The organism is Stenotrophomonas sepilia (assembly GCF_003244875.1).
GTDB lineage: Bacteria > Pseudomonadota > Gammaproteobacteria > Xanthomonadales > Xanthomonadaceae > Stenotrophomonas > Stenotrophomonas sepilia.
On record NZ_LXXZ01000093.1, the window covers coordinates 29,571 to 56,424 of the forward strand.

Consider the following 26,854-nt stretch of genomic DNA (forward strand, 5'->3'; position numbering starts at 1 on the left):
GGAGAATAACAGGCTGCGAAATGTCGCCGAAACCCATCAAACAGCGATCAATTGCATGTAACGTTCGCTGATTCATTTTTTCCGCGGCGCAACATCACATTCCTGCGGTCCCTCCCGGTTGCCCTCGGGGGACACCCTACGCCCACGCAGGGAGACCGCAGGCCCTGTCGCACAGGGGCTGCCGTCAACGGACGGGAAGCGGGGAGCGAGTCACCGGCGCAGGCTGGCAGGGCCGCCGTGGAGTGTGGGTGATGGAATTCGCCCGTTCAGGAAACGACAGCCGCTGTCGGCCGCCGGCGATCAGTAGCGCCAGTCGAGCTTGCGATAGAACTTGGCCATCACCCAGGCCGGGCCGATCAGCAGGTAGGTCAGATCGGTCAGGAAGCTGGGCTTGCGGCCCTCGAACGTGTGGCCGATGAACTGCGCGATCCAGGCCACCACGAACACCCCTACCGCCAGCCAGCGCAGCCCCTGCAGGCCGATCTCGGCCTCCAGCAGGCGGCACAGGCAGCCGAATACGAAGAACTGGACGAGCATGCCGATGCCCAAGGGGCGCGACAGCTTGTTGTAGAAGCACCAGGCGCTGAACATCGCGAACGCCGACCAGATGCCGTACTGGAACCAGGTGATCAGCGGCGGCAGGCACCACAGCAGGGCCACCACCGACCACAGGATCGCCGGCACCGCCACCACGTGGATGCGCTGGTTGATCACGTTGCGGTGGTCGTCGGAGTAGCTGGCGAAATAGCGGTCGATCGGCCGCGCAAGCTCGGTGGATGTCTGCATGCTGCGTCGCTTCCTCGGACAACGGTAGTGCCGCCCGCTGGCCGGCAAACCAGAGCATAGCCGAGTTCGCGACGTCGCCGGCCAGCGGCCGGCACTACCAGGACCAGGCCATGCCTGGTTGCAGGTTCACCGAAGCGCCGGCCAGCGGCCGGCACTACCGAACGCGCCCCCCGCCTTTCCGGCCAGGGGCGCAGGCGGATCAGTCGACGCTGATCCCGGCTAGGCGCTGCAGCGCCTCGGCGTACTTGGCGCGGGTGCGCTCGATGATGTCGGCCGGGATGTTCGGACCCGGGGCGGTCTTGCCCCAGTCCAGCGTCTCCAGGTAATCGCGCACGAACTGCTTGTCATAGCTCGGCGGGCTGGTGCCCACTTCGTACTCGTCGGCCGGCCAGTAACGCGAGGAATCCGGCGTCAGCATCTCGTCCATGATGTACAGCCGGCCATCGGCGTCGGTACCGAACTCGAACTTGGTGTCGGCCAGTATGATGCCGCGCTCGCGGGCGTAATCGGCGGCGAACTTGTAGATGCGCAGGGTGGCGTCGCGCACCCGCTCGGCCAGTTCCGCACCGACCTGCTTCACCATCGCGTCGAAATCGATGTTCTCGTCATGGTCGCCGACCGCGGCCTTGGTCGAGGGTGTGAAGATCGGCTCGGGCAGCTGTTCGGCCTGGCGCAGGCCGTCGGGCAGGTCGATGCCGCTGACCTTGCCGGTGCGCTGGTAATCCTTCCAGCCGCTGCCGATCAGGTAGCCGCGGGCGATCGCTTCCACCGGCACCGGCTTCAGCTTGCGGGTGACCACCGCGCGCTTGGCGTACAGCGCCGGGTCCACGCCTTCGGGCAGCACGCTGGCCACGTCGATGCCGGTCAGGTGGTTGGGCATCAGGTGCGCGGTCTTGGCAAACCAGAAGTTGGAGACCTGGCAGAGCATCTCGCCCTTGCCCGGGATCGGGTCGGGCAGGACCACGTCGAACGCCGACAGGCGATCGGTGGCCACCATCAGCAGGTAGTCGCCCGGCGGGGTTCCGGCTGGCAGCCGCTCGCGCGGGATATCGAACACATCACGCACCTTGCCGCGATGGCGCAAGGGCAGGCCGGGGAGATCGGATTGCAACAGCGTGGTTGGCACGGGCACTCCTGGGGCGTTGTCGATACGGCTGCTGCCCAACGGACCCGGCGGGCCCGCTGACCAGCGGGCGGCCTAGTGTAAAGCCGTCCGGGCCCGCTGTGACGTAAAATGAGCGTCCATTTCGTCGGTCGACCCCGGAGCGCCATGCGCTGGTACGGAAAACTGCTCGGATTCATCGCCGGCGCCCTGCTGTTCCGGCCCAATCCGCTGTTCGGCGCGGTGGTCGGCCTGCTGATTGGCCACGCCTTCGATTCGGACTGGTTCCGCCTGAACAAGGAGAACCCGTACCGGGAGCTGGGGCTGACCTCCGAGGCCACCGATGCCGAGATCGAGCGCGCCTACCGCAAGCTGATCTCGCAGTACCACCCCGACAGGCTTGGCGGCGCCGCCCCCGAGCTGCAGCAGCAGGCCGAGCAGAAGTCGCGGCGGATCAATGCCGCCTACGACCGCATCAAGACCCTGCGCAAGCGCTGACCCACTTTCCCCTCGTTGCAAGGCCCGGCCATGTCCCACTGCCTCATCGCCCCCTCCATCCTGTCCGCCAACTTCGCCCGCCTCGGCGAGGAAGTCGACAACGTCCTCGCTGCCGGTGCGGACTGGGTCCACTTCGACGTGATGGACAACCACTACGTGCCGAACCTGACCATCGGCCCGATGGTCTGCCAGGCCCTGCGCAAGCACGGCGTCACCGCGCCGATCGACGTGCACCTGATGGTCGAGCCGGTGGACCGCATCATCCCGGACTTCGCCGAGGCCGGTGCCACCTACATCAGCTTCCACCCGGAGGCGAGCCGGCACGTGCACCGCACCATCCAGCTGATCCGCTCGCTGGGCTGCAAGCCGGGCATCGTGCTCAATCCGGCCACCCCGGTGGACATCCTCGACTGGGTGCTGGATGACCTGGACCTGGTGCTGCTGATGTCGGTCAACCCGGGCTTCGGCGGCCAGGCCTTCATCCCCTCGGCGCTGGACAAGCTGAAGGTGGTGCGCAAGATGATCGATGCCAGCGGCAAGGACATCCGCCTGGAGATCGACGGTGGCGTGAAGGCCGACAACATCGGTGAGATCGCCGCCGCCGGCGCCGACACCTTCGTTGCCGGTTCGGCCATTTTCAACGCCAGGACCAGCTACCAGGACGTGATCGCGCAGATGCGCGCCAACGTCGCTGCGGCACGGGGCTGAGCCATGAGTACGGTGGCCGTGTTGAACATTCGCCCGGCCACCGTGGCCGATGCTGGCCTGATCCTGCATTTCATCCGCGAGCTGGCGATCTACGAGAAGGCCGAGCATTCGGTGCAGACCGATGAGATCGGCATCGCCGAGAGCCTGTTCGGCGCCGACGCCACCGCCCGCGCGCTGATCTGCGAGGCCGACGGCGAGGCCATCGGCTATGCGGTGTACTTCTACAACTACTCCACCTGGCTGGGCCGCAAGGGCATCTACCTGGAAGACCTGTACGTCAGCCAGGAAAAGCGCGGTGCCGGTGCCGGCAAAGCGTTGCTGAAGTACATCGCACGCCAGGCCGTGGCCGAAGGCTGCGGCCGTTTCGAATGGTCGGTGCTGGACTGGAACACTCCGGCCATCGAGTTCTACACCGCCGCCGGTGCCAAACCGCAGGACGAGTGGACCGTGTACCGGCTGCAGGGGCAGGCGCTGCACGATTTCGCCAACGGGTGAGGCGTGTGGTGGGTGCGAACCGCAACCCGGTGGGTGCGAACCCTGGTTCGCACTCCCTGCGTCCCCCCCCCCAAAAAAAAAAGCCACGCCAATCACTGGCGTGGCCTCGCTGCATGCGTGGGAGGCTGATCCTGCCTCCATCCGTCGTCCCTGCTATGGCCTTCCATTCTCCAGCAGCTGAATGACACCTGCGTGACATTCACTGCGGGCAAACAGTGCATTGCTAGCCTGTGCCGCCCCGACCTGGAAGTACCGCATGACCACCCCGCGCTGGCGCCTGATCCTCAATGGCAAATCCGCAGGCAACGAAGAGTTGCGCGACGCCGTGGGCCATTGGCGCGGGCAGGGCGTGCAGCTGGAGGTGCGGGTGACCTGGGAAGACGGTGACGCTGAACGCTACGTTGCCGAGGCCATCCATCATGGCGTGGACGTGATCGTGGCCGCCGGTGGCGATGGCACGCTCAGTGCGGTGGCCGAGACGCTGGCCCATCGTGAGGAACCGGCAGAAGCGCTGCCTTCGCTGGCGTTGATTCCGATGGGGACCGCCAACGACTTCGCCACGTCGGCAGGCATTCCCACCGAGCCCGGCGATGCCCTCGCGCTGATCGGCCAGGTGCCGGCACGGCCCATCGACCTGTTGCGCGTGGATGCCGATGGCACGCCCTGGTGGTGCGCCAACCTCGCCAGTGGTGGCTTCGGCACGCAGGTGACGGTGGAGACCGATGCCGGCTTGAAGAAGATGCTCGGTGGGCTGGCCTACGTGATCACCGGCATCGCCAAGCTGGGCCGCATCGAGCCGATCGCCGCGCGGCTGTCCGGCCCGGACTTCGCCTGGGAAGGTGACTTCATCGCGCTGGGCATCGGCAACGGGCGCCAGGCCGGTGGCGGCCAGCAGCTGTGCCCGCAGGCACTGATCGATGATGGACTGCTGGATGTGACCGTGCTTCCGGAACTGGAAGGGGAGGTCACCGCCACCCTCGGCCAGATGCTGAAGTCCGGTACCCAGGCCGCACTGGAACAGCTGGCCACACGGGCGCGGTTGCCGTGGCTGCAGGTGGAATCCGAGCGTCCGTTGACGCTCAACCTGGACGGCGAACCCGTGCAGGCCCGTCACTTCCGCGTCGAGTGCGTGCCGGGCAGGGTGCGGATGCACCTGCCGGTCGGTTGCCCGTTGCTGGACGGGCAGGGGTAGAGTCATCGGTCCCCGCGGCCGCTGCGGGCGTCCAGTGGTTCAGTTTCCCAGGGTTCCCCTGCCGCGCAAGCTGCGATACAGTCAAGGGGTGTCCAGCCTGACGACCCCGCATACTCTTTCTTCCGCACGCCGTTGGTGGCGATGGTGGCCCGTTGCCGTCGTCCGCCCCCATAACGCTGTGTCCCGGAAGGAAAGTCGTCTTGAACTCGCACGCTCAGTTTCAGCAGCAGGCCGCTGAAGGCCACACCCACATTCCCGTCGTCCGCGAAGTGCTGTCCGACCTGGACACGCCACTCTCGGTCTATCTGAAGCTCGCCGACGGCCCCAATACCTACCTGTTTGAATCCGTCGAAGGCGGCGAGCGCTTTGGTCGTTACTCGATCATCGGCCTGCCGGCGCGCCGCGTGTATGCCTTCCACGGCCACACGCTGACCGTGCGCGAAGACGGCCAGGTGGTGGACACCCGCGAGGTAGCCGATCCCTTCGCCGAAGTCGAGGCGCTGCGCAGCGCCCACTCGGTGCCCAAGCTGGAAGGCCTGCCGGGCTTCACCGGCGGCCTGGTCGGCTGGTTTGGCTTCGAGTGCATCGGCTACATCGAGCCGCGCCTGGCCCCGCCGGCCGGCCGTGATGAGCTGGGCACGCCGGACATCCTGCTGCTGGACTCCAACGAGCTGGCGGTATTCGACAATCTCAAGGGCCGGCTGTACCTGATCGTGCACGCCGACCCGCGTGTCGACGGTGCCTTCGAACAGGCGCAGGCGCGCCTGGACGCACTGACTGCGAAGCTGCGTGCACCGGGCGCCGGCTATCCGGCACCGCTCAACAGCGACGTGCTGGACGAATCGGATTTCGTCTCCGGCTTCACCCGCGAAGGCTTCGTCGATGCGGTCCAGCGCAGCAAGGAATACATCCGCGCCGGTGACATCTTCCAGGTAGTGCTCAGCCAGCGCCTGAGCGTGCCGTTCAAGGCGCGCCCGGTGGATGTGTACCGCGCGCTGCGCGCGTTGAATCCCTCGCCGTACATGTATTTCCTCGATGTCGGCGACCTGCAGGTGGTCGGTTCCTCGCCGGAGATCCTGGTACGCCTTCAGGATGGCGAAGTCACCGTGCGCCCGATCGCCGGCACCCGCCCGCGTGGTGCCACGCCCGAGCTGGACCTGGCACTGGAAGCCGAGCTGCTGGCCGACCCCAAGGAACGCGCCGAGCACCTGATGCTGATCGACCTCGGCCGCAACGATGCCGGGCGCGTCTCCAGGGCCGGTACCGTGGAAGTGGGCGAGCAGTTCGTGATCGAACGCTACAGCCATGTCATGCACATCGTCAGCGAAGTGACCGGCCAACTGCAGCCGGGCCTTAGCTATGCCGACGTGCTGCGCGCCACCTTCCCGGCCGGCACGGTCAGCGGTGCGCCAAAGATCCGCGCGCTGGAAGTGATCCGCGAACTGGAGCCGATCAAGCGCAACGTCTACGCCGGCAGCATCGGCTACATCGGCTGGCACGGCGATGCCGATACCGCGATCGCGATCCGCACTGCGGTCATCAAGGATGGCCGCCTGTACGTGCAGGCCGGCGCCGGCATCGTCTACGACTCGGACCCGGACAAGGAATGGGACGAGACGATGAACAAGGGCCGTGCGCTGTTCCGCGCCGTCGCCCAGGCCGCCAAGGGCCTGTGACGCTCCCCGTGCCGTGGCCTGCGCCGCGGCATCTTCCGCTGTTCCCGTTGAAGACAAGGAGTACCGCATGAAGCTGCTGAGCGCATTGCTGTGGTCGTCGCTGCTGGCCACGATGGCCCCGTCTGCGTGGGCGCAGGCCAATACCATTCCGTCGCAGCCGCACCTGCTGGTGAAGGGCGAGGCGCGTCGGGTGGTGATGCCGGACCGGTTCGGCCTGCAGTTGAACATCGAAGAAACCGACATGGACGCCGACGCCGCGCGCCGCCGCGTGCAGGACAACGTGGCGCGCGCGCTGGCGCTGTTCAAGCAGCACAAGGCGGTGGACGGCAGCGTGCGTGCGGACAACCTGCGGATCGGCCCGGCGACGCGCTATGAGCAGAACCGGCAGGTCTTCATCGGTACCCGCGTATCGCGCCAGCTGCGTGCGAGCTTCGCCAGCGTGAAGGCGATGCAGGATGTGCTGGGTGCGTTGAAGGCCGACGAGAACGTACAGGTGAGCAGCCTGGCGCCAACCTATTCGGGTGAAGTGGCGCTGCGCCGCGAACTCAAGGGTGAGGCGGCGGCCCGGACCCGCGAGTCCGCGCAGGGCCTGGCCAAGGCCTACGGCACCCGGCTGCGCGGCCTGTACAGCATTTCCGACGTAGCGCCGAACTTTGCCTATGGCATCCAGGCCGGCAGTTGGCCGAGCAGTGGGGATCTGGTGACGCCGCCTTCGCCGCCCGCGCCCGAGGCACCGATGAACAGCATCGAGACCACGGGCTCCCGCCTGCCCGAGTCGGTCGAAGCCGGCCCCATCACCTACACCGAAAACGTGTACGCCATTTTCCTGATAAGCGACGGAACCTGACCATGTTGTGGATGATCGACAACTACGACAGCTTCACCTACAACCTCGTGCAGTACCTGCAGACGCTGGGCGCCGAGGTGAAGGTGGTGCGCAACGATGCGATGAGCGTGGACGAGATCGCCGCGCAGAAGCCCGAGCGCATCGTCATCTCGCCCGGCCCGTGCACGCCCAACGAAGCGGGCGTGTCGCTGGAGCTGATCCAGCGGCTGGGCCCGACCACGCCGATCCTCGGCGTGTGCCTGGGCCACCAGGGCATCGGCCAGGTCTACGGCGGCACCGTGATCCGCGCCGGCAACATCATGCACGGCAAGACCTCGCCGATCCGCCACGAAGGCAAGGGCGTGTTCGCCGGCCTGCCGGACCGCTACCAGGCCACCCGCTACCACTCGCTGGTGGTGGACAAGAACAGTCTGCCGGACTGCCTGGAAGTGACCGCCTGGACCGAGAACGAGGACGGCTCGATCGAAGAGATCATGGGCCTGCGCCACCGCCAGTTCCCGGTGGAAGGCGTGCAGTTCCACCCCGAATCCATCCTCACCGAACACGGCCACGCCCTGCTGCGCAATTTCCTGCAGCGCCCGGCGGCCTGATCCAAGGAGCATTCCCATGAGCTTCTCCCCCCAGGAAGCCCTGCAACGCACCATCGAGCACCGCGAGATCTTCTTCGACGAGATGGTCGACCTGATGCGGCAGATCATGCGCGGCGACGTGTCGCCGATGATGACCGCCGCCATCCTCACCGGCCTGCGGGTGAAGAAGGAAACCATCGACGAGATCGCCGCCGCCGCCACGGTCATGCGCGAATTCGCGCTGGCGGTGCCGGTGGCCGACAGCACCCACCTGGTCGACATCGTCGGCACCGGTGGCGATGGCTCGCACACCTTCAACATCTCCACCTGCGCGATGTTCGTGGCGGCTGCGGCCGGTGCGCGCGTGGCCAAGCACGGCAACCGCAGCGTGTCGTCCAAGTCCGGCAGCGCCGATGCGGTGGAAGCACTGGGCGCGGCCATCGAGCTGCAGCCAGCGCAGGTGGCCGCTGCCATCGAGCAGACCGGCATCGGCTTCATGTTCGCGCCGATCCATCATCCGTCGATGAAGGTCGTCGCGCCGGTCCGCCGCGAGATGGGCGTGCGCACCATCTTCAACATCCTTGGTCCGCTGACCAACCCCGCCAGCGCGCCGTCGGTGCTGATGGGCGTGTTCCATCCTGATCTGGTGGGTATCCAGGCGCGCGTGCTGCGCGAGCTGGGCACCGAGCGCGCCATGGTGGTCTGGGGCCGCGACAACATGGATGAGATCTCGCTCGGCGCCGGCACCCTGGTGGGCGAGTTGCGCGACGGCAAGGTGCGCGAGTACGAGATCCACCCGGAGGACTTCGGCATCGCCATGTCGGCCAGCCGCAACCTGCGCGTGGACAGCCCGGAGCAGTCCATCCAGATGCTGCGCGCGGTGCTGGACAACGAGCCCGGCCCGGCGCTGGACATCGTCGCGCTCAATGCCGGCGCCGCGCTGTACGTGGCCGGCGTGGCCAGCGACATCGGTGATGGCCTGGCCCGCGCCCGTGCCGCCATCGCCAATGGCAGCGCCCGCCAGCGCCTGCAGCAGTATGTGGAGACCACCCGCGCGCTGGTTGCCTGAGCGCGCGGTTCAGCCTGACCCCGTCGATGGCCGATAATGGCCGTCCTCAGCGCCCCCGCACCGAATCGAAGACGATGAGCGACATCCTGCAGACGATCCTGGCCCGCAAGGCCGAAGAAGTGGCCCAGCGCCGCGCCCAGCGCCCGCTCGAGGAGCTGCAGGCCGCCGTGGCCAGCGCCCCGCCGGTACGTGGCTTCGTACGCGCGTTGCAGGCGGCCGTGGCCAACGGCGACCCGGCGGTGATTGCCGAGGTGAAGAAGGCCAGCCCGTCCAAGGGCGTCATCCGCCCCGATTTCCGGCCGGCCGATATCGCGGTCAGCTACGAGTTCGGTGGTGCCAGCTGCCTGTCGGTGCTGACCGACGTGGACTTCTTCCAGGGCGCCGATACCTACCTGCAGCAGGCCCGTGAAGCCTGCACGCTGCCGGTGCTGCGCAAGGACTTCGTGATCGACGCCTACCAGGTGTACGAGGCGCGCGTGCTGGGCGCCGACTGCATCCTGCTGATCGTCGCCGCGCTGGACGACACCCAGCTGGCCACGCTGTCCGAACTGGCGCTGTCGCTGGGCATGGACGTGCTGGTGGAAGTGCACGACATCGACGAGCTGGAGCGCGCGCTGCAGGTGCCGGCGCCGATGATCGGCATCAACAACCGCAACCTGCGCACCTTCGAGGTGTCGCTGCAGACCACGCTGGACATGCAGCAGGCGGTGCCGCGTGACCGCCTGCTGGTCACCGAGAGCGGCATCCTCGGCCCGCAGGACGTGGCGCTGATGCGCGATGCAGGCATCCATGCCTTCCTGGTCGGCGAGGCCTTCATGCGCGTGGAAGAGCCGGGCGAGGGCCTGCGTCAGCTATTCTTCGCAACATGACAACGCACTATCCGACGCCGCGCGAGGATGCGCCGCTGGTGGTCTTCGACTTCGACCACACCCTCTACGACGGCGATTCGGGTACCCACCTGTTCGCCTCGCTGATCAAGCGCAACCCGTTGCGCATGCTGGCGGCGCTGCTGGTCACGCCGATTGCCGGGCCGATGGTGGCGATGCTGCCGACCCGTCGCGCGGGCATCTCGGTCTATGTGTGGATCGGCAGCTTCGGCCTGCACCGTGCGCGCGATTTCAACAAGGTGATCGACGCCTACGTGCTGCGCAACCAGGCGCAGATGCGCGCCAAGCTGCTGCCGCAGGCGCTGGAGGTGTTCGCCGCGCACCGCGCCAAGGGCGATCGCGTGGTGGTTGCCACCGGCGCGCCGCCGGAGCTGGCCCGCGCGATCCTGGCCTTCGTCGCCCATCAGGACGTACCGGTGATCGGTACCGAGGTCGGCCCGCGGCTGGGCGGTGTTGGCCCGACCCGGCACTGCCACAACGAAGAGAAGATGCGCATGCTGCGCGAACGCGGCTATGGCGACATCGATATCGCCTACTCCGACAGCACCGCCGACCTTCCGCTGCTGCTGGCGGCCAAGGCGCCGGTGGTGGTGAACCCGAAGCCGGGGCGGGTGGCGTTTTTCCGCCGCGTGCTGCCGGCCGGCACCCGCATCCTCAACTGGGGATGCGTGGATCGCGGCGGCGACAAGGCCTGACCCGCGCCTGTTGTAGAGCCGAGCCATGCTCGGCTGCTCTTCGTTGCGGGATCCGTGCGTCCTCAGCCGAGCATGGCTCGGCTCTACAGGGGATGCTTCAGCGGTAGAGGTGCCCGTACACCGCATGCCCGATCTGGAACAGGCTGATGCCCAGCACCAGCACGCCGACGGCCACCAGCACCCAGCGCTCCTTCACCCGCTTGACCAGGATCGCCGCCACCGGCGCGGCCATCATGCCGCCGATCAGCAGGCCGGCGACGATCTGCAGATGCTGCACGCCCATCGACAACAGGAAGGTCGCTGACACCGTCAACGTGACCACGAACTCGGCTGCGTTGACTGTTCCGATGGTGGTGCGCGCCTGGCCGCCGCGGGCGAGCAGGGTGGACGTCGCGATCGGCCCCCAGCCACCGCCGCCGCTGGCGTCGAGCAGGCCGGCGAAGAAGCCCAGCACCGGCACCCGCCGGATCTCGCCCTTGGGCATAAAGCGCCCAGCGGCGCGGGCCAGGATGATGATCGCCAGCACCAGCAGGTACAGGTAGATCAGTGGCCGGATGATCTCGCCCGGGAGCTGCGTGAGCACGTACGCGCCCACGGCACCGCCCACTGCGCCGGGCAGGGCCAGGCGCACGAACAGGCGTTTATCGACATTTCCGGCTGCGAGGTGCGACACCCCCGAGGCGCCAGTGGTGAACACTTCAGCGGTGTGGATGCTGGCGCTGACCTGTGCCGGGGGCAGGCCCATGCTGAGCATCACCGACGAGGACACCAGGCCGAAGGCCATGCCCAATGCACCGTCCACCAGCTGTGCGCCGAGGCCGATGAGAATGAACCACCAGAATTCGCTGCTCAGCTCCATGTACCGAGCCTAGCTCAGCGGGCCGCGCAGGGGCCGTGTAGAGCCGAGCCCTTGCGCGGCTGCCTTTGACGTACCGCAGCCGAGCGTCGGCTCGGCTCTACAGGATGGCTCCGGCAGCGTTGGGTTGCCTTGCAATCAACGGGTGCCGTACAGCACCACGGTCTTGCCGCGGGCATGCAGCAGGCCGTCGGTCTGCAGCTTCTTCAACACGCGGCCGGCCATTTCGCGCGAGCAGCCGACCAGTCGCGCCAGTTCCTGTCGCGAGACGCGCAGCTGGCTGCCCTGCGGGTGGCTCATCGCCTCCGGTTCCTGCGCCAGGTCGTGCAGGGTGCGCACGATCCGGTCGGTAACGTCCAGGAATGCCAGGCGGCTGGCCTTGCGGCTGGTGTCGAGCAGGCGCTTGGAAATCTGCTGGCCCAGCGCATACAGCAGGCGCGGGGCATCGGCCGACAGCGGGCCGAGGAACAGCTGATGCAGGCGCTCGTAGCTGATTTCAGCCAGCTCGCAGGCGGTACGGGTCCGCAGGATCACCTCGCGGCGGTCCGATTCGACGAACAGGCCCATCTCGCCGACGAACTCGCCGGCACCGAAGTAGCCCAGCACAAGCTCGCGATCGTCATCTTCCTCGGCCATGATCGAAACCGAGCCGCTGATGACGTAATACAGGGTTCCCGCCGGGTCTCCGGGCCGGAAGACGTCGGTACGGGTGGGATATCGCCGCCTGTGGCTGTGCGCCAGGAAACGATCGATTGTGGCGATATCCAGGGCCAGTGGACTGCTAGCTAGGCGCACGGTTGACACGATAGGAGCGCTCCCTCTGCGCATGAACGGATTCACGGGGTCGATAGCGGAGCTTAACCAGCGCAATTGTTAAGGGCAAACAGTGTGCCAGAACTCTTGCGTCTTCACGTTCCCCCCGGGGGCAGTTTGCCCCATAATTCCCCCTTTCCCTTCTTACACAGGAATCGACCGCCGTGGTCAAGCCGTTGCCTCGCCTGAGGCTGCAGGGTTTCAACAACCTCACCAAGGCGCTGAGCTTCAACATCTATGACGTGTGTTACGCGCGCACCGAAGAGGAGCGTCAGCGTTACATTGAATACATCGATGAAGAGTACAACGCCGACAGGCTGACTCAGATCTTGACCGATGTCGCCGAGATCATCGGCGCCAACATCCTGAACGTGGCCCGCCAGGACTACGATCCGCAGGGTGCCTCGGTGACCATCCTGATCTCCGAAGAACCGGTGATCGACAAGAAGCTGGCCGGCAAGGAGCTGATCTCCGACGCCGTGGTCGCGCACATGGACAAGAGCCACATCACGGTCCATACCTACCCGGAAACCCATCCGCAGGAAGGTATCGCCACGTTCCGCGCGGACATCGACGTGGCCACCTGTGGCGTCATTTCCCCGCTGAAGGCCCTGAACTACCTGATCGAGAGCCTCGAGTCGGACATCGTGATCATGGACTACCGCGTCCGTGGCTTCACCCGCGATGTGAAGGGCAAGAAGCACTTCATCGACCACAAGATCAACTCGATCCAGAACTTCCTGGCCAAGAACATCAAGTCGCGTTACGAGATGTTCGACGTCAACGTCTACCAGGAGAACATCTTCCACACGAAGATGCACCTGAAGGACTTCGACCTGGACCAGTACCTGTTCGAGGAAAAGGCCAAGAACCTCTCGTTCAAGGAACGCATGAAGATCGAAGCGCTGCTCAAGCGCGAGATCGAAGAGCTGTTCCACGGCCGGAACCTGTCCGAGTAAGTCCCATGTGCGATGCCCGCAGGCATCGCCACCCAGGCGGGACGACCCGCCCCGTGGAACCAGTGCCCCACACACGTTACAGTTCCACGGTGATGTACCGACCCACGGCCCGGTGTGAAAACACCGGGCCGTTTCGTTTTTCTCAAGAAAGGTAAGGAGCCCCCACCCATGCCCTGGATCTACCTGCTGCTGGCCGGCCTGTTCGAGATCGGTTTCGCCCTCGGAATGAAGTACTCCGAAGGCTTCAGCAAACCCCTGCCCACCGTTGCCACGGTGGTATCGGCCCTGATCAGCCTGTACCTGATGAGCCAGGCGATGAAGAGCATCCCGGTCGGTACGGCCTACGCGATCTGGACCGGCATCGGTGCCATGGGCGTGGCTGTGCTCGGCATCTACCTGTTCAATGACAGTGCGTCGCCGGCCCGCCTGGCCTGCGTGGGCCTGATCGTGGCCGGCGTGATCGGCCTGAAGCTGGTGTCGCCCAACTGATGGATGGCCCGACCAACGGTCGGGCCCCACCGTCGCCCCCCGCACCTCCTGGTAGGCCCGCACCGTTGGTGCGGGCGACCCTTCAAATGCGGTAGGCGATGGTCTTCATCACCCTGGAGGCCAGCGCCATCACGCCCGGGATCGGGAACGGCAGGCGGCGTGCGCCGGCCTGCTCGGCGTGCTCCGCATGGCGGGCTTCGTCTTCCTTCATCACCTGGATGACCGCACGGCTGCGCAGGTCGCCGGCCGGCAGGTCGACCAGGTGCTCGTCCAGATGGGCTTCCACCTGGCGCTCGGTTTCGACCACGAAACCGAGGTTCCAGCCGTCGCCGCGCAGCCCGGCCAGGGTGCCGATGGTGTAGCTGCCGGCGTACCACAACGGGTTGAACAGGCTCGGGCGGCTGCCCAGCTCGCCCAGCCGGGTGGCGCACCACGCCAGGTGGTCGGTCTCTTCCTGGGCCGCTTCCAGCAGGTGTTCACGCGTGGCAGGGTCGCGGGCCACGGCGGCCTGGCCGAAATACAGGCCCTGTGCGCAGACTTCGCCGACGTGGTTGATCCGCATCAGCCCGGCCGCGTGGCGGCGTTCAGCGTTGTCCATGCCCGGCTCGCTGGTGTCCGCGGCCGGGTAGGGGCGGGCCGCCGGCGGGTTGCCGAACACCGTGTCCAAGGCGCGCTGCGCTTCGGTCAGCAGGTGGTCCAGCGGTGTGGTCTGGCGGAGCACGGTCATGGCGGTACGCGGTGGGACGGAAGACCCCTCGATTCTCCCCCGGCTCCGGCCCCCTGCCAACCCGGGACATGGCCGGCTTGCACCGGGGGCTTGACCTGCGTACAATCCCGCCTCTTACGCTTCACCTTTCACAACGCGTGGCAGAGTTCCGGCGAGCCGTTCGCCGCAATGAGCCCGACCTAACATAGAGTTCTTCATGAGCACTTTCACTGCCAAGAACGAGACCGTCCAGCGCGACTGGTACCTCGTCGACGCCGAGGGCAAGACCCTGGGCCGTCTCGCCACCGAGCTGGCCCGCCGTCTGCGTGGCAAGCACAAGCCGGTCTACACCCCGCACGTTGATACCGGCGACTACCTGGTCGTCATCAATGCAGAAAAGATTGCCGTCACCGGCAAGAAGCTGCAGGACAAGATGTATCACCGTTTCACCGGTTACATCGGCAACCTGAAGACCGAGTCCCTGGCCCAGGCGCTGGAGCGCCACCCGGAGCGCGTGATCGAGATCGCCGTCAAGGGCATGCTGCCGAAGGGCCCGCTGGGTCGCCAGATGTACCGCAAGCTCAAGGTCTACGCCGGCACTGAGCATCCGCACGCCGCACAGCAGCCGCAGGTTCTGGATATCTAATCATGGCTATCACTCAAAACTACGGCACTGGCCGCCGCAAGTCCTCCACCGCTCGCGTGTTCCTGCGCAAGGGTTCGGGCAACATCACCGTCAACGGTCGTCCGCTGGACGAGTTCTTTGGTCGTGAGACCGCGCGCATGATCGTGCGCCAGCCGCTCGAGCTGACCAAGAACACCGAAAGCTTTGACATCCTGGTCACCGCCGCTGGCGGCGGCACCACCGGCCAGGCCGGTGCGATCCGTCTGGGCATCGCCCGTGCTCTGGTCGAGTACGACGAAACCCTGAAGTCCGAGCTGCGCAAGGCTGGCTTCATGACCCGTGACGCCCGTGAAGTCGAGCGTAAGAAGGTTGGTCTGCACAAGGCCCGCCGCGCCACCCAGTTCTCCAAGCGCTGATCTACCGCGCCTGGTTGGGCTCCTTCAGGAGCCCGCTGGATGGGAAAGCAAAAGCCCGGCTTCGGCCGGGCTTTTGTCGTTTCGGGGGGGATGCATTTCCGGGTTGCCGGCCAGCGGCCGGCACTACCCATGGTTTCGCATCTCGGAAGGGGTGGGGTCAGAGCCCTTTCCTTGGGAAAAGGATCCGACCCCGGGCCTCTCTCTGGAGAAGAGCCCCCTTGTTGTTCAAGGGGGGCGCGCCGACAGGCGCGGGGATAAGGTGGAATGCGCGACCAAATCAAAAGCAAAAGGCCAGATCTTTCGATCTGGCCTTTTGCTTTTAATTTGGCTGCCCCGGATGGATTCGAACCACCGAATGCCTGAGTCAGAGTCAGGTGCCTTACCGCTTGGCGACGGGGCAAAACGTGCAACTATTTTCTCACTTTTCACACTGAAAAACAACTTGATTTTCAGCGTGGTGGCTATGGGTGGACTCGAACCACCGACCCCAGCATTATGAGTGCTGTGCTCTAACCGGCTGAGCTACATAGCCTTGGTGAGCCCGCTATTCTGCGGATGTGTATCGGCCCTGTCAACACTTTTGTGCCGCGCTTGTGGGCCGACAGAGGGCATGGGATAGTCCCGACCAGTAGATTTTCTTAGGAGTCCGCATCGTGATCGATCCGGACGGCTATCGACCGAACGTCGGCATCGTGCTGATGCGGCAGGACGGCCAGGTGTTCTGGGCACGACGCGTGCGCCGGGACGGCTGGCAGTTCCCGCAGGGTGGCATGAACACCGACGAGACGCCTGTCGAGGCCATGTATCGTGAACTGCAGGAAGAGACCGGCCTGCTGCCTGAGCACGTGGAAGTGCTCGGGGCGACGCCCGGCTGGCTGCGCTACAAGCTGCCGGCACGGGCCATCCGCCGCAATGAGCGGCAGGTCTGCATCGGGCAGAAGCAGGTCTGGTTCCTGCTGCGCCTGACCGGCGATGAATCGCATGTGCAGCTGGACCATACCGACTCGCCCGAGTTCGACCACTGGCGGTGGGTGGACTTCTGGTACCCGGTGGAGCACGTGGTGATGTTCAAGCGTGGCGTCTATGCGCGCGCGCTGCGACACCTGGCGCCGTTGGCGCGTGGGGTGGCCGGGCAGGGCGTCAGCGCCATGCCCAAGAGTGCCGCCGAGGCCTGGATGCCGGGCCACGCAGCCGGCCACGACAGGCCCCGGAAGCGCACGCCCAAGCGCGGCGGCTACTGGCCGCGCAAGGCCAAGGGGGAGTCCGGGGCGGTTTGAATGGGAGGCCACGCAGGCTGTGGGCCGATTCGTCACAACGCGTCCCCCGCCGGCTGTTTCCAGCAGGACCTGGCTGCCCGCCGGGCCGGTCAATCCGACTCTGAACGGTATCGAGAATGGTTCAGGTCTCTGATTGACAACCATTCTCGTTTCCATTGGAATACGCAACAGGCCGCTTCTGGCCTGTCAGCCCGGTTCCCGCCTGTGTACGTCTGCATCTGCAACGGAGTCACCGACCACCAGATCCGCGAAGCCGCCAGCCATGGCGTCAGCACGGTGGCCGAACTGACCATGCGTACCGGTTGCGGTGCCACCTGCGGTTCGTGCCTGGACATGGCCGGCGACCTGCTGGCCAAGGCACGCGCGACGCACGATCTGCCGCTGCCGGTATTGGGCCTGGCCCAGGTTGCCTGATCGTTTCCTCGCGGCCTGTTGACGCCGCGCTTTCGCGTCCTTCACCTGCAACCGCGCAGGCCAATGCGCACGATTCGCGTTCCTTCACCACCGCACGCAAGGCGTTACAGTGCCTGCGTTTTCAGCGTGCAGGAGCATCCCCATGAAGGGCGACACCAAGGTCATCGAATTCCTCAACAAGGTCCTCTACAACGAGCTGACCGCGATCAACCAGTACTTCCTGCACGCCAAGATGCTGAAGAACTGGGGCATCAAGGAACTGGCCGAACACGAGTACAAGGAATCGATCGACGAGATGAAGCATGCCGACATGCTCGCCGACCGCATCCTGTTCCTCGAAGGCCTGCCGAACTTCCAGGCGCTGGGCAAGCTGCGCATCGGCGAGAACCCCACCGAAATCCTGCAGTGCGACCTGTCGCTGGAACGCGATGGCGTGGTCACCCTGCGCGAGGCGGTGGCCTATTCCGATTCGGTTGGCGACTATGTCAGCCGCCAGCTGTTCGTGAAGATCCTCGACTCGGAGGAAGAACACATCGACTGGCTGGAAACCCAGCTCGACCTGATCGAGCGTATCGGCGAGCCGAAGTACCTGCTGAGCAAGCTGGAAGAGTGAATCAGCGGTCCTGGCCGGCGCGATGCTGTGCCAGGTAGCCCGTCAGTGCAACGCGCGCCCGGGCGAATTCCGCAACCAGCAGCGCCACCGCCACTGCGGGGCGCTGCAGGCTGCCACTACGGGTCTCGTGCTCGATCCGCTGCGCGATCGCCGACAGCGACAACGCCCCCACGTTCGCGCTTGATGATTTCAGGCTGTGCGCGACGGCCTGCATGCGCGGTTCATCGCTGTTCCGCGCGGCCAGCTGCAACTGCTGCACCATCGCTGGCGCATCTTCAAGAAATGCCGTGACGATCTGGGTGGCAGCATCGCCGATCACCGCGTGCAGTTCATCCAGCACATCGCGGTCGAGCACCGGTTGTGGTGCTGGCGCCACCTGCTTTTCCGGATTCTGTAGAGCCGCGCCATGCTCGGCTGATGGCGTGCGACTGCAATTGGCCGTCAGGCGAGCATCACCCGGCTCCACAGAAGGCCGTGCAGGTGCTGCGGCTTTACCGCCACCCCAGCGCTGCAGCAGCGCATGCAGCGTTGCGCGCGCGATCGGCTTGGACAGGTAATCGTCCATGCCGGCCTGCAGGCAGCGCTCGCGGTCGCCGGCCATCGCATTGGCGGTCATCGCGATGATCGGCAGTCGCGCACGCCCGGTTTCCGCTTCTTCGGCGCGCCAGCGGTGCGTGGCGGCGTAGCCGTCCAGCACCGGCATCTGGCAATCCATCAGCACGATGTCCAGCCCGCCTTCGCGAAGGGCGGCCAGGGCCTGTTCGCCATCGGCGGCGTTGCGCACCTCGCACTGGAACACCCGCAGCAGCTGCTCGGCCACCATCCGGTTCACCGTATTGTCCTCCACCACCAGCACGCGCAGATGCAGCGGCGGCAGCGTGGCAGCCGGTTGCTCGTGTTCCGCGCTGGCCAGCAGCGCAGCGGGGCGGGCAGAGGCGACCGGTGCCGCCAGCAGTGCATGCAGGGCGGCGTCGTCGAAGTGGGAGGGCAGCTGGCGCTGGCGGGGGCGTTGCGCAATCGCATCCTCCTGCAGCCACAGTACCTGCAGTGCATCGTCGTCGTCGCGTTCCCCCAGTGCGAGCTGCAGCGTGGCCTCGCCGTTGCGGCGTGCGCGCGCATCGACCAGCAGCCAGGCGGGTGCCGGTTTTCCGGGCCGCGCGGGAGCGCGCAGGCGCTCGACCACGCTGTCCAGTTGCGCCAGCACCTCCACCTGCAGTCCATGGTGGGCAGCGATGCGCTCGATGCGTGCCTGCAGCGTTGCATCGGCACTGAACAGCAGCAGCGGTGCCGGCGCGCGCGTCATCGCCGGCAGGTCGCCAGGAACCTTCAGCAGCGGGATCTCGAACCAGAACGTAGCACCCTGGCCGGGCGTGGACTGCACACCAATACGCCCGTGCATCAGGTCGATGATGCGCTTGCAGATGGCCAGGCCCAGGCCGGTGCCGCCGTAGATGCGCGTGGTGGATGCGTCGGCCTGGCTGAAAGACTGGAACAGGCGTGCCTGCAGCGCGTCGTCGATGCCGATGCCGGTATCGATGATCTCGAAGCGCAGCTGGTGCTGCGCGGCACCTTCGCCCAGGCGCAGCACACGCAGCTGCACCTGGCCGCGGGCGGTGAACTTGATCGCATTGGCCAGCAGGTTGCTCAGCACCTGGCGCAGGCGCACCGGGTCGCCGCGCACCGGCAGGCGCACCGATGGATCCAGCTGCAGGCCCAGTGCCAAGCCCTTGGCGTCGGCGGCGCGCTGCATCAGCTGCACCACGCCGTCGAGCAGATCGCGCAGGTTGAAGCTGGTGATTTCCAGCTCCAGCGCCTGTGCTTCCAGCCGGGAGTAGTCGAGGATGTCGTCGACGATGCGCAGCAGCTGCTGCGAGCTGGCCGAGGCGGTGGCCAGCATCTGCCGCTGGTCCTCGCCCAGTGGCCCGCGTGCGATCAGCTCCAGCATCGGCAGGATGCCATTGAGCGGGGTGCGGATCTCGTGGCTCATCGTGGCCAGAAACTCGCCCTTGGCAAGCACGGCCGCCTCGGCGGCCTGCTTGGCCTGCAGCAGCTGTTGTTCCAGCTGGCCCTGGCGTTCAGTGGTATGGCGTAGCTGGTCCCGTTCAGCGGCCAGCGCGCCGTGCGTGCGCTGCAGCTGCGCCAGCGCACGGTCGCGCGCACGAAGCCGCAGGCCCAGCACCATCAGCGCGATGGTGGCCGCGGCGAGGGCAACCAGCAGCACGCCCCACAGCGGCACGTCAGAGCACCGCGTTGTGGAAGTCGAAGTTCAGGTCGCTGCCGGCCGACTGCACCATGTTGCCCTGGATGTAGTCGACGCCGCCGACCCACATCGCCGCCGCAGCCTGCGGATCCTCGATCTGCTGGCCGATGATCTGCAGCCCGGCGGCATGGGCCTGATCGATCGCCTTGCGCAGCTCCTCGCGCGTGGCCGGATTGGCGTGGCTGCTGGAAAAGCGCGCAGCCATGCGCACGAACGACAGCGGCAGCTGGTTCAGCAGGGCATCGGCCTCGCCGCTGGGTTCGAACTGGCTCAGGCAGAAGCGCACCCCGGCACTGGCCATGCGCTGGCAGAACTGCTGCAGCGGCACGGTGTGGATCAGTGCGTCCGGCAGGCGCACGTCGATCACCAGTGCACTGCCCGGCAGGTCGCGCTGCTGCAGTGATTCCAGCAGCCAGTCGGCGAAGGCGTCGCGCTGCAGGGTGCGCAGCGACTGCGAGACGAACAGGTTCAGTGGCTGCGTCGCGTGGCGGTACAGGTCCAGCAGCCCCAGCGCGTGATCCATCACCTGCTGGTCGAGATCGGCGATGCGGCCTGCGGCTTCCGCGGCCGGGATCACCTGCCCGGCCGCCAGCACGGTGCCGTCGGCCTGGCGAAGGCGCAACAGCAACTGGTACTGCGCGGTGTTGCCGCCGGCAACAGCGACGATCGGCTGATAGGCCAGTTCCAGCTGTCCTTCCAGCAGCGCCAGGTGTTCCTGTTCGGTGACTGCCTGGCGGTGCACATGGCCGGCCACCCCGGCGCTGAGCAGGCGCGCCTGCAGGGTGGTGCGCTCGACGGCTTCCAACGCACTGTTGGCATCGTCGAAGCCCGGTGACAGCGGTGCGTAGCCAACGACGCCGCGCAGGTGCACGGATTCGTCGTCGCGGATCACGAAGGCACGTGCCGACAGCTGCTCGCGCAGGCTGGCAGCGATGCTGTCAAGGGCGTCCTCGTCGGCGCTGCGGGCCAGCAGCAGGAAGCTGTTGTCGTTCAGGCGTGCCAGCAGGTGCGGATGGCCGGCTTCGGCCAGGCGCTGCCCGGCCTGCACCATCAGCCGTTCAAACGCGGCATAGCCATAGCGTTCGCGCAGGCCCAGCGCGCTGGCCACTTCGATGAAGAACACGCCGCCCTGATCGCGGTGGGCGAGTGCGGTGTTGAGCTGCTGCAGCACGTGGTGGCGCGTCGGCAGGCCGGTTTCCGGATTGCTGGTGGCCGGTGCGCCGGTGGCGCCGGGCAGGGTCGCGGCCTGGGCTCGTGCGCGGCGGATGCGGTTGGCCACCGCTGCGATCAGGTGGCGGGGCCGGATCGGCTTGCTCAGGTAGTCGTCCGCGCCGCTGTCGAGAACTTCGAACTGGCGCTCCGGATCCGGATCACCGCTGAGGAACACGATCGGAAGCAGCTGCAGGCCGGGCTGCTGGCGGATCAGCGCGGTCAGGCGCATGCCGTCCAGGCCGGGCAGATGAAGATCCATCAGGATCAGGTCGGGGCGGTGCTCCTTGATGGCCTGCAGCGCGGCATCGGCATCGTTGTGGACGATCGCCTGCATGCCGGCGCCGTGCAGCACGCTCTGCGCGAACAGGGCCTGCGCGCGATCGTCTTCAACGATCAGCACGCGGTAGGGCGAGTCCAATGGCGACGGGGCCAGATCGTTGTTGCCGGCGTCGGCCAGTGCGACCGGGCCGGGCAGCGGCGGCGGCGCGCTGTTGGCCGGCGTGGACGCATCGGCCGCGACAGGGGATGGGGTCGCCGCCATCCGTGGGTCCACGGCCGGAGGTGCCGTCTCGGGGGCCCAGCGTTGCCAATGGTCGGCCGGAGGGGTTTCAGCGCGTCCCGGGCGGGCGCCCGCGGGGGATTCGTTTGCGGCCATCGGTGCTCCTGGTGTTCGCGTCCATTATGCGACAAGCCCGGCGCTCAGCCGGTACCGGTGTGCCCTGGCGGTGCTGCCGATGCACCGCGCGCCAGCCAGCGCACGCCCTTCCACAGGGCGCGCCAGACCAGCCACACCAGCAGCGCACCGGCCAGGCTGCAGGCCAGCACCACGATCAGCGCGATCCACGGGTGTGCCAGGGCGAGGGCCAGGCCACCGATCACGACGGTGTCTTCGGCCGCAGAGGCGACCCAGTTGCTGGCCGGTTCCGGCGAGGTGTTGAGCAGGGCGCGGGTACCGGCCTTCAGGCCATGGCTGGCCAAGGCGACGCCGGCACCGGCGGCGAGCGCACCGGTGCCCAGCTGGCCATCCGGCGACAGCGTGGCCGCCGCAAGGAATGCGCCGGCGGGTACGCGCGCGAGCGTCTGCACCAGGTCCCACACCGAATCCACGCCAGGGATCTTGTCGGCGAAGAACTCGGCCACCGCCAGCGCCGCCGAGGTGCCCAGCACCCACCAGGATTCGGTGGCCTGCAGGGCGGGGGGCAGATCGACCCAGCCAAGCAGCCCGGCCAGGCCGACACCGAACACGGTGAGGTAGACGCGGATACCGGCCAGCCAGGCCAGCAGGATGCCGATCACGAACAGGTGGGCTTCGGTCATGGCGATGCTCCGGCGACGGAACTGTGCAGGGGGCCACACTATCGACGATGGCGTGCCTGAACGCCACCGACCGTGGCCGGCCACTGCGCAGGAAACCCACCCGTCCTGTCATACACTAGCCCGTCGTTTGCCACAGGGGCCGTACCGGTGTCGCCCTTGCGATACCCCGGAAACCACCCATGACCAACCGTCCTCCCATGCGCGTGCAGGTCCGCCTGCCCGGCGCGCCGCAACCGCCTGCCGACCGTCGTCGCCTGCTGGTGATCGGCGGCATCTGGCTGCTCAGCCTGGTGCTGGCGGTGCTTGGCGGCTGCTGGATGGCCACCCCGCGCGATGCCCAGGGCCAGCGCCTGCAGGCCGCCGAGAAGCGTGCCGAGGCGCTGCAGGCGCAGCTGACCGAGCTGCGCCAGAAGCAGGCCACGCTGGAAGCCTCCGACCGCATCAGCCGTGCCGCCAATACCGAGGTGCAGTCCTCGTTGGCCGAGCGCGATGAGGAAATCGCCGGGCTGCGCGCCGATGTTGCCTTCTATGAGCGGCTGGTCGGCTCGACCAGCCAGCGCAAGGGCCTGAACACCCATTCGATCGAGTTCAGCCCGGAAGCGGCCGGCACCTGGCAGTACACCGCCGTGCTGACCCAGAACCTCAACCGCGGGGCCATCAGCCAGGGGCAGATGCGCTTCACCGTGGAAGGCGTGAAGAACGGCAAGCTGGCCACGATCAGCTGGGATGATCTGCACCAGCGCAGCAAGGTGCCGGGACAGGACTACTCGTTCCGGTACTTCCAGCAGCTCACCGGCAGCGTGATGCTGCCGGCTGACTTCACCCCGCAACGCGTGCGGGTGACATTGGGGAGTGGTACGGGGGGTACCACCCAGGTATTCGACTGGAAACAGGCCGGTGCGCCGGCCAGCAAAGGGGAGTAGGCAGATGTTCGGAAGCAGCAAATCCAACCGTGAAGGCCAGCTGGTGGTGGATGCCCTGATCGGCAACCAGGTGGTGATCCGCGGTGATGTGGAATTCAGTGGGGGCCTGTATGTGGAAGGCCGCATCCACGGCAAGGTGATCGCCGCCGAAGGCGCCAGTGGTGCGACCCTGACGGTTGCCGAGCACGGCGTGATCGAAGGTGAGATCCGGGCCCAGGTGGTGGTCATCAGTGGCCGCCTGGACGGCGATGTACACGCTACCGAGAAGGTCGAGTTGACCCCGAGCGCACGGGTCAATGGCAACGTCCATTACCAGGTGGTGGAGATGAACGCGGGCGCGCAGCTGAACGGCCGCCTGATCCATGCCAGCGCCCCGATGGCAGCCTTGCCGGCGCCGGAAGGCGAAGACGCCCATGATGGCAAGGGCGATACCGCCGCGCGTCGCAAGCTGGCCGAGGCGATGGCTTGAAAGCCGTCGTCGGCACCCCCATGCTCGCAGCATGAGCACGCTAGTCTCCCTGCCCGGCGCCACCCCGGTTGCCGCGCCCGATTACCAATCGCTGGAGCGCCCGCTGAACTTCACCGAGTCGGCGGCCGCCAAGGTCAAATCCCTGATCCAGGAAGAGGGCAACCCCGACCTGGCCCTGCGTGTGTACATCGAGGGAGGCGGCTGTTCGGGCTTCCAGTACGGGTTCGAGTTCGACGAGAACCGTGCCGAGGATGACCTGGCGGTACAGACCAGCGGGGTGACCCTGCTGGTCGATCCGCTGAGCCTGCAGTACCTGATGGGCGCGGAGGTGGATTACACCGAGAGCCTGACGGGTGCCCAGTTCGTGATCCGCAACCCGAACGCAAAGACCACCTGCGGCTGCGGCAGCAGTTTCAGCATGTAAGCAGGGCGCGGGGCCTGTTTCCCGCGCGACAAGGTGTGTGGAGCAAGCTCCACACCCACAGACGGTTTCCGCAAAGCCTGCGGCTTGCCACCTGCATCGATTGGCGGCACGCTTGGCGGATGCCCAATACTCCTTCGCCGCTTTCCGGTTTTGCCTTCGTTGGCGAACCGTTGGAGCGCGCCGATGCCCTGCGCGAAGATGCCGATGCACTGGCGCGCCTGTGGCCGGGCGCGCGCATCCTTGTCCTCGATCACGATGGCAGCGCCTTCACCGGCGATGACGACCAGCCGCTGGCGCTGACCGGCGCCGACGTCGGCGGTGGCCCGGGCGCCGCAGTTTTCCTGGGGCTTCGCGGTGATCAGGCATGGTTCTCGGTCGAAGCCACCCATGTCACCGTGAGCGCGCCACGCCGACTCGATCTGCGCCAGGCTGCATTGTTGTGGCCGATGGCCGATGCCACCGCTTTCAGCTATGCCCGTGGCATGTCCTACTGGCACTCGCGCACCCGCTTCTGCGGCGTATGCGGCGGCGCGGTGGCGTTTGCCCGTGGCGGCTTCGTCGGCCGTTGCGCGCAGTGTTCCACCGAACACTATCCGCGCGTCGATCCGGCGGTGATCGTCGCCGTGGAAAACCAGGGCCGGCTGCTGCTGGGCCGACAGTCGAACTGGGCCCCGCGCCGTTACTCGGTGCTGGCCGGCTTCGTCGAACCTGGCGAGACCTTCGAGCAGACCGTGGTGCGCGAAGTCCATGAGGAGAGCAAGGTGCGGGTGACCGCCTGCCAGTACCTCGGTTCGCAGCCGTGGCCGTTCCCCGGCGCGCTGATGGTCGGCTTCCGTGCACAGGCGCATGACGACCTGCCGACCGTGGATGGCGAGCTGGAAGACGCGCGCTGGTTCAGTGCCGACGAGGTCGGCGCCGCGTTGGCGCGCGATGTGGAGGACGACGGCCAGGGCATCCGCCTGTCGCCACCGATCTCGATTTCGCGGAGCCTGATCGAACACTGGTACCGCCAGCAGCGAGGCTGAGTCGGCGTTTCGGCCGGGCTGGTCGTGGCAGCTGTATTGCCGCCACCTGAACACGGCCCGGGTTACAGTCCGGTTCACCCGCGAGGGCACCGCTGCGACAGGTAAGGTAGCGGCGCCGAGCGTTCTGTTTCGTAGGGAGACCTGCCATGTTCACCACTCTGGCCGCCGTGCTGGTGGCGCTGGCCCTGGGCCACGTTGCCCCGGCCGCTGCCGCCTCGATGCGCCGTTTCGACGGCTTCCGGCGCTGGCTGGGCTGGCTGGACGCGCGTGGTGGCAAGGCCTGGCAGGGACCGGCTGGAGTGGCGCTGGCGCTGCTGCCGCCGTTGCTGCTGATGGGGCTGCTGGCGTGGCTGCTGCGCGGAGTGCTGTTCGGCCTGCCGTCGCTGCTGCTGGGTGTGGCCGTGCTGGCCTGGTGCTGGGGGCCGCGTGACCTGGATCGCGATATCGAAGCCATCATTGATGCGGACGACGCCGCGACGCGGCAGGCAGCCGTGCGCAACCTGCAGGCCGCCGGTGGCAGCCTGCGCGAAGACGTGCCGTCGCTGGTCGAAGCGACCGTGCTCAATGCGCTGCGTCGCTGGTTCGCGGTGCTGTTCTGGTTCCTGCTGCTGGGCCCGGTCGGTGCGCTGGGCTACCGCTTGCTGGCGTTGATGGCGGAAAGCCCGATGCGTGCACGCGTGCCGGTGGAGCCGCTGGCGCTGGCGCAGCGCCTGCTGGGCTGGATCGAGTGGCCGGTAGCGCAGCTGATGGCGTTCTCGATGGCGCTGGTCGGCAACTTCGATACGGCGTGGAAGGCCTGGCGCCAGGCCCATGGCGAACGCCTGGTCGGCACCATCGGGTTCCTGGGCGCGGTGGCGCGGGCCAGCGTCAACGCCGAGCTGCGCGAGGACGCGCACGATTACACCGAGGCGGGGCTGTTGCCGGTGTGGCAGCGGCTGCCGGACCTGCGTGATGCGATGAGCCTGGTGTGGCGGATGCTGCTGCTGTGGCTGGCGATCCTCGCGTTGCTGGTGATTGCAGGCTGGGTGACGTAGGTGCTTTGCAGGGCTTGCAGCCCTGCACCTGCAGAAGCAACAGCAACAGCGGCTCTGGGTTGCTGTTGATTGGGCGGGGCGGTGTGGGGCTGCAGGACACGCCGTAAACCCCCAGGCCGGCCCAGCCGCTGGCGGCTGGGCGTTCGGGCGCTTGCGAAGCAGTGCTTCGCAAGCAAAGCGCCCTCACCCCTGGGGGCTCGATGGCGCCATCCATGGCGCCAACGGTCCTGCGGCCCCACACCGCCCCACCCCCGACAGTTTCGCGGTGACGGTGGGTCAACTGCGACTGCCGGTGGGTGTCGACCTTGGTCGACACGGTAGATCCACGCCATGCGTGGATGCAGAGCGAAGCGATCCGCTTCCGCTTTTGATCTTCTCTTTCTTTTCCGTGGTGGACGCACACGGAAACTGTCCGTGGCCGGGCGGGTGGGCTGCGCAGGGGCGTGAGCCGCATGGATGCGGCGACCGAGCTTACATGGACGTACTTGCAGCGCCCCC

The 26,854-nt window shown here is 66.9% G+C and carries 30 protein-coding genes and 2 tRNA genes; 22 read left to right on the plus strand and 10 right to left on the minus strand.

Features of this window, described 5'->3' with window-relative positions; translation table 11 throughout:
• Window positions 1-300: 300 nt before the first annotated feature.
• Together A7X97_RS19040 and A7X97_RS19045 are read right to left on the minus strand one after the other, a co-directional pair.
• Entirely contained in the window at window positions 301-786 is a 486-nt protein-coding gene (locus A7X97_RS19040) for an Mpo1 family 2-hydroxy fatty acid dioxygenase (RefSeq protein WP_072168908.1), read from the minus strand.
• A gap of 199 nt (window positions 787-985) precedes the next feature.
• On the minus strand, window positions 986-1,912 hold the full coding sequence (locus A7X97_RS19045) for a phosphoribosylaminoimidazolesuccinocarboxamide synthase (protein ID WP_032954595.1): 927 nt from the start codon (window positions 1,910-1,912) through the stop codon (window positions 986-988).
• A 144-nt stretch (window positions 1,913-2,056) separates the two neighbouring features.
• Here A7X97_RS19045 and A7X97_RS19050 point away from each other — a divergent pair, with 144 nt between their 5' ends.
• The 10 genes from A7X97_RS19050 to A7X97_RS19095 all read left to right on the plus strand — a co-directional run bounded on the left by A7X97_RS19050 (window position 2,057) and on the right by A7X97_RS19095 (window position 10,524).
• The gene (locus tag A7X97_RS19050) at window positions 2,057-2,386 is read left to right on the plus strand and encodes a J domain-containing protein (protein WP_065186520.1); all 330 of its coding nucleotides are present in this window, start codon (window positions 2,057-2,059) and stop codon (window positions 2,384-2,386) included.
• 30 nt (window positions 2,387-2,416) lie between these two features.
• Entirely contained in the window at window positions 2,417-3,094 is a 678-nt protein-coding gene (gene rpe / locus A7X97_RS19055) for a ribulose-phosphate 3-epimerase (protein ID WP_072168909.1), read from the plus strand.
• 12 nt (window positions 3,095-3,106) lie between these two features.
• A complete protein-coding gene (locus A7X97_RS19060) occupies window positions 3,107-3,589 on the plus strand; it encodes a GNAT family N-acetyltransferase (protein WP_065178874.1) in 483 nt (160 codons plus the stop codon).
• 256 nt (window positions 3,590-3,845) lie between these two features.
• On the plus strand, window positions 3,846-4,781 hold the full coding sequence (gene yegS, locus A7X97_RS19065) for a lipid kinase YegS (protein WP_111008326.1): 936 nt from the start codon (window positions 3,846-3,848) through the stop codon (window positions 4,779-4,781).
• 200 nt (window positions 4,782-4,981) lie between these two features.
• Window positions 4,982-6,457 carry an anthranilate synthase component I gene (gene trpE / locus A7X97_RS19070; protein WP_065178876.1) on the plus strand — a complete coding sequence of 492 codons (1,476 nt, stop codon included), beginning with the start codon at window positions 4,982-4,984 and terminating at the stop codon, window positions 6,455-6,457.
• Window positions 6,458-6,524: 67 nt separating this feature from the next.
• The gene (locus A7X97_RS19075) at window positions 6,525-7,304 is read left to right on the plus strand and encodes an SIMPL domain-containing protein (RefSeq protein WP_065197061.1); all 780 of its coding nucleotides are present in this window, start codon (window positions 6,525-6,527) and stop codon (window positions 7,302-7,304) included.
• 2 nt (window positions 7,305-7,306) lie between these two features.
• Entirely contained in the window at window positions 7,307-7,894 is a 588-nt protein-coding gene (locus A7X97_RS19080) for an anthranilate synthase component II (protein WP_005419831.1), read from the plus strand.
• Window positions 7,895-7,910: 16 nt separating this feature from the next.
• On the plus strand, window positions 7,911-8,942 hold the full coding sequence (gene trpD, locus A7X97_RS19085; protein ID WP_049443905.1) for an anthranilate phosphoribosyltransferase: 1,032 nt from the start codon (window positions 7,911-7,913) through the stop codon (window positions 8,940-8,942).
• Window positions 8,943-9,016: 74 nt separating this feature from the next.
• Complete coding sequence (gene trpC, locus A7X97_RS19090; protein ID WP_005419828.1) at window positions 9,017-9,811, plus strand: indole-3-glycerol phosphate synthase TrpC; 795 nt, start codon at window positions 9,017-9,019, stop codon at window positions 9,809-9,811.
• Window positions 9,808-10,524, plus strand: a complete 717-nt coding sequence (locus A7X97_RS19095) for a haloacid dehalogenase-like hydrolase (RefSeq protein WP_005419826.1) — start codon at window positions 9,808-9,810, stop codon at window positions 10,522-10,524. Before trpC ends, A7X97_RS19095 begins: the two co-directional genes overlap by 4 nt.
• A 97-nt stretch (window positions 10,525-10,621) precedes the next feature.
• Here A7X97_RS19095 and A7X97_RS19100 read toward each other — a convergent pair whose 3' ends face one another.
• On the minus strand, window positions 10,622-11,383 hold the full coding sequence (locus A7X97_RS19100; protein ID WP_072168911.1) for a sulfite exporter TauE/SafE family protein: 762 nt from the start codon (window positions 11,381-11,383) through the stop codon (window positions 10,622-10,624).
• Window positions 11,384-11,518: 135 nt separating this feature from the next.
• Window positions 11,519-12,208 (minus strand): cAMP-activated global transcriptional regulator CRP, encoded by a 690-nt coding sequence (gene crp / locus A7X97_RS19105; protein ID WP_010482649.1) that lies wholly within the window; start codon window positions 12,206-12,208, stop codon window positions 11,519-11,521.
• Window positions 12,209-12,357: 149 nt separating this feature from the next.
• Here crp and speD point away from each other — a divergent pair, with 149 nt between their 5' ends.
• On the plus strand, window positions 12,358-13,152 hold the full coding sequence (gene speD, locus A7X97_RS19110) for an adenosylmethionine decarboxylase (protein WP_005411315.1): 795 nt from the start codon (window positions 12,358-12,360) through the stop codon (window positions 13,150-13,152).
• Between the two features lie 168 nt (window positions 13,153-13,320).
• Window positions 13,321-13,641 carry a DMT family transporter gene (locus A7X97_RS19115; protein WP_005419816.1) on the plus strand — a complete coding sequence of 107 codons (321 nt, stop codon included), beginning with the start codon at window positions 13,321-13,323 and terminating at the stop codon, window positions 13,639-13,641.
• 82 nt (window positions 13,642-13,723) lie between these two features.
• Here A7X97_RS19115 and coq7 read toward each other — a convergent pair whose 3' ends face one another.
• Window positions 13,724-14,368 carry a 2-polyprenyl-3-methyl-6-methoxy-1,4-benzoquinone monooxygenase gene (gene coq7 / locus A7X97_RS19120; RefSeq protein WP_072168912.1) on the minus strand — a complete coding sequence of 215 codons (645 nt, stop codon included), beginning with the start codon at window positions 14,366-14,368 and terminating at the stop codon, window positions 13,724-13,726.
• Window positions 14,369-14,564: 196 nt separating this feature from the next.
• Here coq7 and rplM point away from each other — a divergent pair, with 196 nt between their 5' ends.
• Window positions 14,565-14,993: a 50S ribosomal protein L13 gene (rplM, locus tag A7X97_RS19125; protein ID WP_005414692.1), complete on the plus strand. Its 429-nt coding sequence runs from the start codon at window positions 14,565-14,567 to the stop codon at window positions 14,991-14,993.
• 2 nt (window positions 14,994-14,995) lie between these two features.
• Entirely contained in the window at window positions 14,996-15,388 is a 393-nt protein-coding gene (rpsI, locus tag A7X97_RS19130; RefSeq protein ID WP_005411311.1) for a 30S ribosomal protein S9, read from the plus strand.
• 325 nt (window positions 15,389-15,713) lie between these two features.
• Here the strand turns inward: rpsI and A7X97_RS19135 are convergent.
• Window positions 15,714-15,788, minus strand: a tRNA-Gln gene (locus tag A7X97_RS19135).
• A gap of 55 nt (window positions 15,789-15,843) precedes the next feature.
• Window positions 15,844-15,920: transfer RNA gene (locus tag A7X97_RS19140), tRNA-Met, on the minus strand.
• 121 nt (window positions 15,921-16,041) lie between these two features.
• Here A7X97_RS19140 and A7X97_RS19145 point away from each other — a divergent pair.
• The 3 genes from A7X97_RS19145 (at window position 16,042) to bfr (ending at window position 17,692) form a co-directional block, all read left to right on the plus strand.
• A complete protein-coding gene (locus A7X97_RS19145) occupies window positions 16,042-16,665 on the plus strand; it encodes an RNA pyrophosphohydrolase (protein ID WP_005419809.1) in 624 nt (207 codons plus the stop codon).
• 204 nt (window positions 16,666-16,869) lie between these two features.
• On the plus strand, window positions 16,870-17,079 hold the full coding sequence (locus A7X97_RS19150; protein ID WP_005411309.1) for a (2Fe-2S)-binding protein: 210 nt from the start codon (window positions 16,870-16,872) through the stop codon (window positions 17,077-17,079).
• Window positions 17,080-17,221: 142 nt separating this feature from the next.
• The gene (gene bfr, locus A7X97_RS19155; protein ID WP_005419804.1) at window positions 17,222-17,692 is read left to right on the plus strand and encodes a bacterioferritin; all 471 of its coding nucleotides are present in this window, start codon (window positions 17,222-17,224) and stop codon (window positions 17,690-17,692) included.
• A 1-nt stretch (window position 17,693) separates the two neighbouring features.
• Here the strand turns inward: bfr and A7X97_RS19160 are convergent, their stop codons facing one another.
• Genes A7X97_RS19160 through A7X97_RS19170 form a run of 3 tightly spaced genes read right to left on the minus strand, consistent with a single transcriptional unit; the run spans window position 17,694 to window position 22,481 of the window.
• Entirely contained in the window at window positions 17,694-19,928 is a 2,235-nt protein-coding gene (locus A7X97_RS19160; RefSeq protein WP_111008327.1) for an ATP-binding protein, read from the minus strand.
• Between the two features lies 1 nt (window position 19,929).
• Window positions 19,930-21,819, minus strand: coding sequence for an EAL domain-containing protein (locus tag A7X97_RS19165; RefSeq protein ID WP_111008328.1), 1,890 nt, complete (start codon window positions 21,817-21,819; stop codon window positions 19,930-19,932).
• 44 nt (window positions 21,820-21,863) lie between these two features.
• On the minus strand, window positions 21,864-22,481 hold the full coding sequence (locus tag A7X97_RS19170; protein ID WP_005419792.1) for a DUF4126 domain-containing protein: 618 nt from the start codon (window positions 22,479-22,481) through the stop codon (window positions 21,864-21,866).
• A 179-nt stretch (window positions 22,482-22,660) separates the two neighbouring features.
• Between A7X97_RS19170 and A7X97_RS19175 the strand changes: the two genes are divergently transcribed.
• The 5 genes from A7X97_RS19175 (at window position 22,661) to ampE (ending at window position 26,356) form a co-directional block, all read left to right on the plus strand.
• Window positions 22,661-23,404, plus strand: a complete 744-nt coding sequence (locus A7X97_RS19175; protein WP_005419791.1) for a DUF6776 family protein — start codon at window positions 22,661-22,663, stop codon at window positions 23,402-23,404.
• Window positions 23,405-23,408: 4 nt separating this feature from the next.
• The gene (locus A7X97_RS19180; protein WP_053497672.1) at window positions 23,409-23,873 is read left to right on the plus strand and encodes a bactofilin family protein; all 465 of its coding nucleotides are present in this window, start codon (window positions 23,409-23,411) and stop codon (window positions 23,871-23,873) included.
• A 31-nt stretch (window positions 23,874-23,904) separates the two neighbouring features.
• On the plus strand, window positions 23,905-24,297 hold the full coding sequence (erpA, locus tag A7X97_RS19185) for an iron-sulfur cluster insertion protein ErpA (protein WP_005419789.1): 393 nt from the start codon (window positions 23,905-23,907) through the stop codon (window positions 24,295-24,297).
• A 119-nt stretch (window positions 24,298-24,416) separates the two neighbouring features.
• Window positions 24,417-25,322 carry an NAD(+) diphosphatase gene (nudC, locus tag A7X97_RS19190; protein ID WP_088497350.1) on the plus strand — a complete coding sequence of 302 codons (906 nt, stop codon included), beginning with the start codon at window positions 24,417-24,419 and terminating at the stop codon, window positions 25,320-25,322.
• 146 nt (window positions 25,323-25,468) lie between these two features.
• Entirely contained in the window at window positions 25,469-26,356 is an 888-nt protein-coding gene (gene ampE / locus A7X97_RS19195; RefSeq protein WP_088497349.1) for a regulatory signaling modulator protein AmpE, read from the plus strand.
• The last annotated feature ends 498 nt before the right edge of the window (window positions 26,357-26,854 follow it).

Bases quoted from the DNA above. Each gene is read 5' to 3' on its own strand.
- erpA (WP_005419789.1), top strand. From the start codon at position 23,905: ATGAGCACGCTAGTCTCCCTGCCCGGCGCCACCCCGGTTGCCGCGCCC.
- rpsI (WP_005411311.1), top strand. From the start codon at position 14,996: ATGGCTATCACTCAAAACTACGGCACTGGCCGCCGCAAGTCCTCCACC.
- A7X97_RS19115 (WP_005419816.1), top strand. From the start codon at position 13,321: ATGCCCTGGATCTACCTGCTGCTGGCCGGCCTGTTCGAGATCGGTTTC.
- rpe (WP_072168909.1), top strand. From the start codon at position 2,417: ATGTCCCACTGCCTCATCGCCCCCTCCATCCTGTCCGCCAACTTCGCC.
- ampE (WP_088497349.1), top strand. From the start codon at position 25,469: ATGTTCACCACTCTGGCCGCCGTGCTGGTGGCGCTGGCCCTGGGCCAC.
- A7X97_RS19080 (WP_005419831.1), top strand. From the start codon at position 7,307: ATGTTGTGGATGATCGACAACTACGACAGCTTCACCTACAACCTCGTG.
- coq7 (WP_072168912.1), bottom strand. From the start codon at position 14,368: ATGACCGTGCTCCGCCAGACCACACCGCTGGACCACCTGCTGACCGAA.
- nudC (WP_088497350.1), top strand. From the start codon at position 24,417: ATGCCCAATACTCCTTCGCCGCTTTCCGGTTTTGCCTTCGTTGGCGAA.
- bfr (WP_005419804.1), top strand. From the start codon at position 17,222: ATGAAGGGCGACACCAAGGTCATCGAATTCCTCAACAAGGTCCTCTAC.
- trpC (WP_005419828.1), top strand. From the start codon at position 9,017: ATGAGCGACATCCTGCAGACGATCCTGGCCCGCAAGGCCGAAGAAGTG.
- crp (WP_010482649.1), bottom strand. From the start codon at position 12,208: ATGCGCAGAGGGAGCGCTCCTATCGTGTCAACCGTGCGCCTAGCTAGC.
- A7X97_RS19175 (WP_005419791.1), top strand. From the start codon at position 22,661: ATGACCAACCGTCCTCCCATGCGCGTGCAGGTCCGCCTGCCCGGCGCG.
- A7X97_RS19095 (WP_005419826.1), top strand. From the start codon at position 9,808: ATGACAACGCACTATCCGACGCCGCGCGAGGATGCGCCGCTGGTGGTC.
- A7X97_RS19165 (WP_111008328.1), bottom strand. From the start codon at position 21,819: ATGGCCGCAAACGAATCCCCCGCGGGCGCCCGCCCGGGACGCGCTGAA.
- A7X97_RS19050 (WP_065186520.1), top strand. From the start codon at position 2,057: ATGCGCTGGTACGGAAAACTGCTCGGATTCATCGCCGGCGCCCTGCTG.
- A7X97_RS19180 (WP_053497672.1), top strand. From the start codon at position 23,409: ATGTTCGGAAGCAGCAAATCCAACCGTGAAGGCCAGCTGGTGGTGGAT.
- A7X97_RS19040 (WP_072168908.1), bottom strand. From the start codon at position 786: ATGCAGACATCCACCGAGCTTGCGCGGCCGATCGACCGCTATTTCGCC.
- yegS (WP_111008326.1), top strand. From the start codon at position 3,846: ATGACCACCCCGCGCTGGCGCCTGATCCTCAATGGCAAATCCGCAGGC.
- A7X97_RS19075 (WP_065197061.1), top strand. From the start codon at position 6,525: ATGAAGCTGCTGAGCGCATTGCTGTGGTCGTCGCTGCTGGCCACGATG.
- A7X97_RS19170 (WP_005419792.1), bottom strand. From the start codon at position 22,481: ATGACCGAAGCCCACCTGTTCGTGATCGGCATCCTGCTGGCCTGGCTG.
- rplM (WP_005414692.1), top strand. From the start codon at position 14,565: ATGAGCACTTTCACTGCCAAGAACGAGACCGTCCAGCGCGACTGGTAC.
- trpD (WP_049443905.1), top strand. From the start codon at position 7,911: ATGAGCTTCTCCCCCCAGGAAGCCCTGCAACGCACCATCGAGCACCGC.
- A7X97_RS19100 (WP_072168911.1), bottom strand. From the start codon at position 11,383: ATGGAGCTGAGCAGCGAATTCTGGTGGTTCATTCTCATCGGCCTCGGC.